This window comes from Chamaesiphon polymorphus CCALA 037, assembly GCF_003003845.1.
Classification (GTDB): domain Bacteria; phylum Cyanobacteriota; class Cyanobacteriia; order Cyanobacteriales; family Chamaesiphonaceae; genus Chamaesiphon; species Chamaesiphon polymorphus.
This window is the reverse complement of sequence record NZ_PVWO01000392.1, coordinates 1-5,613: the sequence shown is the minus strand read 5'-3', so window position 1 is coordinate 5,613 and position 5,613 is coordinate 1. Positions and strand designations below refer to the sequence as shown.

The following is a 5,613-nucleotide window of genomic DNA, read 5'->3' as shown; positions in this document are numbered from 1 at the left end:
GAACTTTCCAGTTGAGATTTATACTTGCCTTGGGCCACAATCTGATGACCCTCCCTGAAAATGAGCGAACCGTAAGTTGATAGTTGATAGTTGATAGTTTGGCTTTGCTGAATGCAGGTACGATCTCCTGGCGATCGCAATCCCTGAAATTTAGAATAGGATCAATGCTTGTCTTGACGCGCTATACCTGGAGGTTTCCTGTAGAGCACACGTCGCTGTCTTGCTGCTTGGTGTGCAAAACTGTCGGATTTCCCGACAAGTGCAAGCCGCTTCATAAATTGCTTTTGGGAGCAAATCATATCGTTGTTAGGGTGGAACGTAAATCCCCACTTTAACAACCCAATTATCAATTATCAATTATCAATTATCAATTACTTTAACTTTGCCTAATGAAATCGACATCGAGCCAACGACGACGAGAATTGCGCCGAGGAAACCGAGTGCAGTGATGCGTTCGGGAGTGACTAATCCTGGTGCTAGCCAAGCAGTTAGACTCATCGACACGATCGTGAAAATCGGTGCTAGAGCTAAAATTGCACTGACTCTAGAAGCTTCCCAATGTTGCAACGATTCTGCAAAAGCTCCGTAGGCAATGACGGTATTTAAACCGCAAAAAATCAGTGCCATCCACTCGATCGAGTTAAGCTGAAGTAAGGTTTGAGGTTTGGCTACAGTCCAAAATAATAAGCCACACACGCCATAAATTACCCACATAATGTGAGTAGAGTCTAATTTAGTCAATAATTGCTTTTGAACCAGCGCGTAGATTGCCCAAGTAATTCCGGCAATGACTAACATGATGCTACCGTCAATGTATCGACTACTATCTGCTGCTAATACTTTTAATTGTTCGGAAAAGAAACCGATAAATCCAGCTAATAGAATACCGACACCCATCCATTGATAGCGGGTATAGCGTTCTTTAAAAATAATCAATCCACCTAAGCTCAAGAATAAACCAGCTAACTGAATTAATACTTCGGCATGTGAAGGAGAAGTGGCTTTTAAACCCATCACAAAGAAGACATAGTTACCCATCAAACCTAAAATTGCGATCGCAAACAGATAAATCGGCACCGATCTTAATTGCGAAAGCTTAGGGATATTTTCTTGCTTAAATAAGTAACAGCCGAGCAAAATAAATGCCGTTGTGAATCGAAACCAATTGATCGTATATACATCTAACTTTTTTAAAACAATTTCGATCGCAACTGGCACTAATCCCCATAAAATTACAGTAACTAGCGATAATCCCAATCCCAACCGCCAGTTACCAGTCGTCCGATGCAGTTCCATTAATTTTAGGTATGATTAGTAGTTTAGAACGGTTGTAAGTTTAACAAAGGACAGAGGTTTGCTTGCCGACGAATACGCAAGGTATCCTCTGCATGGTTGCATCCGCTACATCCCCCACTTTTAGGTGGATTGTTGTTAGAGCGAAGATTTAAAACCCACAATTATCAATTATCAATTATCAATTATCAATTAATTTAAGTATGGATAATAATTTAGAATTGGTGCGAATTATCGGCGATCGCATCGAGAGTTCTCCACGACGACAGATTACTTTTGCTGAATATATGGATTTGGCATTATATCATCCTCAGCATGGTTATTATGCCAGCAATGCCGAGCGAATTAGCGAAAGTGGTGATTTTTTGACATCGCCCCATTTAGCTGATGATTTTGGTGAAATGCTCGCAACTCAGTTAGAGCAAATCTGGCAAATTTTAGGAGAGCCACAGCTATTTAGTATAGTCGAAATGGGTGCTGGTCGAGGATTATTAGCCGCCCAAATTTTAGCATACGCCCAGCGTGAATATCCCGACTTCTGTCGATCGATAGATTACATCATCATCGAAACGGCACCAGCAATGATTCTAGCACAACAAGCGAGGCTGAAAGATTTACCCGTGCGTTGGTGTGATTGGGCAGAAATACCCGATCGATCGATTAATGGTTGCTTTTTATCGAACGAACTGATCGATGCTTTTCCAGTACATCAAGTCGTAAAAATTGAGGACAAATTGCAAGAAGTTTATGTCACGCTTGGCGATCGAGATCTCGTACTTACCGAGAAGATTGACGAGCTATCGACAGATAAATTAGAACGGTATTGGCAACTCAACCAGATTGACTTGCTCGGCGATCGATATCCAGATAAATATCGGACAGAAGTAAATTTAGCTGCCTTAGCATGGCTAGATCTGGTTTTTAAAAAGTTACAACGCGGTTATATTATCTCGATCGATTATGGCTACACTGCCGATCGCTATTATAATCCGATGCGATCGCAGGGGACATTGCAATGTTATTACCAACACGCCCATCATAACGATCCTTATCTTAATATCGGCAATCAGGATCTCACCGCACATGTAGATTTTACCGCGCTCCAAAATTATGGCGAGTTATTAGGCTTACACACAGTCGGATTTACCCAGCAAGGGATGTTTTTAATGGCATTAGGCTTAGGAGAAAGAATCGCCGCCATTTCGAGTAGTGGTGGCGATATTCAGTCTCTACTCCAGCGTCGTCAAAATTTACATCAATTAATCGATCCGATGGGATTGGGTAAGTTTGGGGTATCGATCCAAAGTCAGGGATTGACTCCTGAAGAACGAGATAAATCGTTGACGGGTTTATCTTTAGGTTAACATTGCGAGTCCGCACAGGTTCGCGCGTATCTACTGAAGTAGATACACGCATCGCAAAATCCAAAATGAATGTTACTAAAATGCGATTTGCTTGTGACTGAAGTTCGTAATGAAAAAGCACGCTCTGCAAGGCTAGTTAACCATAGAGAGCGTGCTGTTTAAACCGAGCGGGATTTAGTAGCGATCGGGAAACACGATCGGTTCGCTGCTAGAGGGAGGTAACCCCGAAGGCGGATCGATCGGTTCGTAGTCTATATAGTTAGCTGTCGAACCTTCACCGCCAAGACTTGCCGCTCTGTCGGGCGAAGTATTCGGATCGCGTTCGGGACGCGATCGACGACGGCTGCGGGGGCTAGGTGCTGGCTCGTCTGTCATGCCCATATCTGGCTGGCGATCGTCCCATTCTCGCGTCGGTTCCGCCAGATCGGGGCGGTTGTTTCTGCTGCGATTTTTTTGTGTTTCTGCTGCGATTTTTTGGCGTATCTCCACTAGAGGAGCGACGATTGGAACTGGCGTAATCGGCATCTGGTAAAGCGCGACGCACCCGTGCTGGTTCGTCAGAATCATTCCAGTCCTCTTCGTCCCAACTTTCATTTTGGCGACGAGCGAGGTAGCCTACTTCGGCGCGAGCTGGCTCGGAGAGACGGCGCGGGGATGTCTGCGCAAACCTGTCTTCAGGCAACTCTCTAGTTGCAGAGCGACGACTAGGAAGCTCTTCTGGGTATTCGCGTTCGTTGTTACGACGATCGAATCTATCTTTGTTGCGACGATTGCTGCGTTCGGCTGGTGCATATTCTGGCTCATCATCAATCCGGGCAGTGTAACCCGCTCTCCGTGCGGGGACTTCGCGACCAGCACTGCGACCACCGCCTTTGAGCCGTTTGTTTTCGGCACGCACCTGAAGAAATTGCCACATGATGCTGATTAGAGCACCAATCATTAGCAATTGCTGGAAGGCCATTGCTGCGCCTAAGTCGAGGCTAACCAGCAGCAGTAAACCACAAATGATGCCAACGATCGCATAGATGTTGTCAGATTCTTGATGTAGATCGGGCTTGAACTTGCTGGTCAGAAACAGGCTCAGAGAGGCAAGAATCAAAACTAGACCAAATAGCAGAGCCGCAGGAATGCCAAAACTCACGGTGATTTCCTCAGGGGGTGAAACAGAACGGTGCGAACCGTTGGGACATTAAATACTCGACATGGTCAAAGACCATTCAATTCTTCGTACATCTTAGCATTCACCATTATTTGTGTCGATCGACTATATTAAACACTTCTGTGTCTTGTCGTTTTTTTATTCGGGGGGAACCCCCGAATAAAAACGCCGCTTGTGGCGAAAATTTTACTACTTCTATTCTGGCTCGCTCGAACCGCTTCGTCCATCCGTAGATCGACTAATTTTGCCACTACAAAACCTCAGATCGGTCGTGCGACCCAACTGAGGTTAGTTTAGTTTCGATTGCGAATCCTAAGAACGTTGAATCTTATCTTTTTGGCTGATGAAGATCAGGCCGACGGTAGCGGGAACGACGACGATCAATGCGCCTGCGAGCAGGCTATACATGAAGTTAGCTAAGGATGGTGTCATAAAAGGTTTTGTCCTGCGATCGAAATAAAAGATTATTTAATGTGAACTACCAAACACTGACATTCTGTACAGTGTGGGCTTCCCCATTCAACGGGCATCGCCGCCAGGACTCAGTAGTCCTTCTGGTCTTACATACCCTCCAAGGGCAGGAGTCCTGGTTCCCAAGACCCAAATCTTTGTACGGACACATACCTATTAGCTTGGTTTTCGCTGATGGCATTGGTACACAATACATGAAAATTATATCAAAAATCTTGCACTTGTGCTCATTTAGATCTGACGCCAGAGTGGAACTGTAGCAATTTAGGGCGGCAATCGACAGCGCGATCGTCCTCAAGATTTTAAAAAAAAAGATACTTTCGACCCTCGAAGTGGGATTGCTATGATTAAGCAATGGATTTTAGATCCGCCTTTGCTGAATCCTCACTTTAATTCAACCTGTTTTGAGCAATGATCGCGAACCTGAGAAAGTTCTATAAATTTTGTTCGATCGTGTTAGTTACGGCATTAGTCATCGCGATCGCGCTATCTCCGCACTCACTCCACGATCTATTCTTTACCAAAAAGTCGGCTCTTACAGGTGCAATCCAACTCCCCCAAATACCAGAGATCGCGGCACCCACTCCCGAACTAGCCTGGAGTGAAACTGGGGCGACAATGCTGCCGCTAGCGGCTCAAATCATGGCTTTACGCAATCCTCAAGGCGTACCTTTGGACGCAGCTCAAAAGGGCTATTTGCGGCCATTGTTTGGCGATTTGGTCGATCGAGTAACGGTGGTATATCAAGCTCAATTACTCGATCGATGGTCGCAAGGAGGCAAGGAAACCCATATTGGGGGCGTAGATTCGTCGGCACAGACTTATTGCGATCGGATCTATATTCGCGCGCCCTATCGCGCTCGCGATACCGATCGATTGGTGTTATTGGCTCACGAACTCACTCATGCCCAACAATGCCGTCAAGCTGGCGGGATCGGAAAGTTTGGCGAACGCTATTTTATCGGTTATTACCGAGGTGGGCAAACTTATCAAAACAATCCACTAGAGAAGTCCGCACGGGCGATGGAGGAAAGATTTACCCATCAGTTGTGCAACACGATCGGTTGTCCGCCTCGGAGCGGTCGATATTATGTCAACTATAAAGGCTGGGGGATCAAGTTGCCAGTGAATTTGTAGAGAGAGGTTTTAGGCTTTAGGTTTTAGGCTTTAGGTTTTAGGCTTTAGGCTTTAGGTTTTAGGCTTTAGGCTTTAGGTTTTAGGCTTTAGGCTTTAGGCAGAAGGGGTAAGAGGATAAGATTAAGAGCGTCTTTTGCTAATCAACAAGGCAGCGACGCTGCTCATTACCCATTACCCATTACCCATTAC

The 5,613-nt window shown here is 45.4% G+C and carries 6 protein-coding genes; 2 read left to right on the top strand and 4 right to left on the bottom strand.

Annotated elements, in window-relative coordinates; genetic code table 11:
* Positions 1 to 360: 360 nt before the first annotated feature.
* A complete protein-coding gene (locus C7B77_RS22640) occupies positions 361 to 1,296 on the bottom strand; it encodes a DMT family transporter (protein ID WP_106310229.1) in 936 nt (311 codons plus the stop codon).
* Positions 1,297 to 1,496: 200 nt separating this feature from the next.
* On the opposite strand from C7B77_RS22640, the gene C7B77_RS22635 reads away from it, so the two are divergent.
* On the top strand, positions 1,497 to 2,657 hold the full coding sequence (locus C7B77_RS22635) for a class I SAM-dependent methyltransferase (RefSeq protein ID WP_181243976.1): 1,161 nt from the start codon (positions 1,497 to 1,499) through the stop codon (positions 2,655 to 2,657).
* Between the two features lie 174 nt (positions 2,658 to 2,831).
* Here C7B77_RS22635 and C7B77_RS22630 read toward each other — a convergent pair whose 3' ends face one another.
* The 3 genes from C7B77_RS22630 to psbX all read right to left on the bottom strand — a co-directional run bounded on the left by C7B77_RS22630 (position 2,832) and on the right by psbX (position 4,248).
* Positions 2,832 to 3,032: a hypothetical protein gene (locus tag C7B77_RS22630; RefSeq protein WP_106310223.1), complete on the bottom strand. Its 201-nt coding sequence runs from the start codon at positions 3,030 to 3,032 to the stop codon at positions 2,832 to 2,834.
* Positions 3,010 to 3,798: a Ycf66 family protein gene (locus C7B77_RS22625; protein WP_181243975.1), complete on the bottom strand. Its 789-nt coding sequence runs from the start codon at positions 3,796 to 3,798 to the stop codon at positions 3,010 to 3,012. Before C7B77_RS22625 ends, C7B77_RS22630 begins: the two co-directional genes overlap by 23 nt.
* Before the next feature lie 330 nt (positions 3,799 to 4,128).
* Entirely contained in the window at positions 4,129 to 4,248 is a 120-nt protein-coding gene (gene psbX, locus C7B77_RS22620; protein ID WP_015158257.1) for a photosystem II reaction center X protein, read from the bottom strand.
* Positions 4,249 to 4,698: 450 nt separating this feature from the next.
* Between psbX and C7B77_RS22615 the strand changes: the two genes are divergently transcribed.
* The gene (locus tag C7B77_RS22615) at positions 4,699 to 5,424 is read left to right on the top strand and encodes a hypothetical protein (RefSeq protein WP_106310218.1); all 726 of its coding nucleotides are present in this window, start codon (positions 4,699 to 4,701) and stop codon (positions 5,422 to 5,424) included.
* Positions 5,425 to 5,613: the final 189 nt, after the last annotated feature.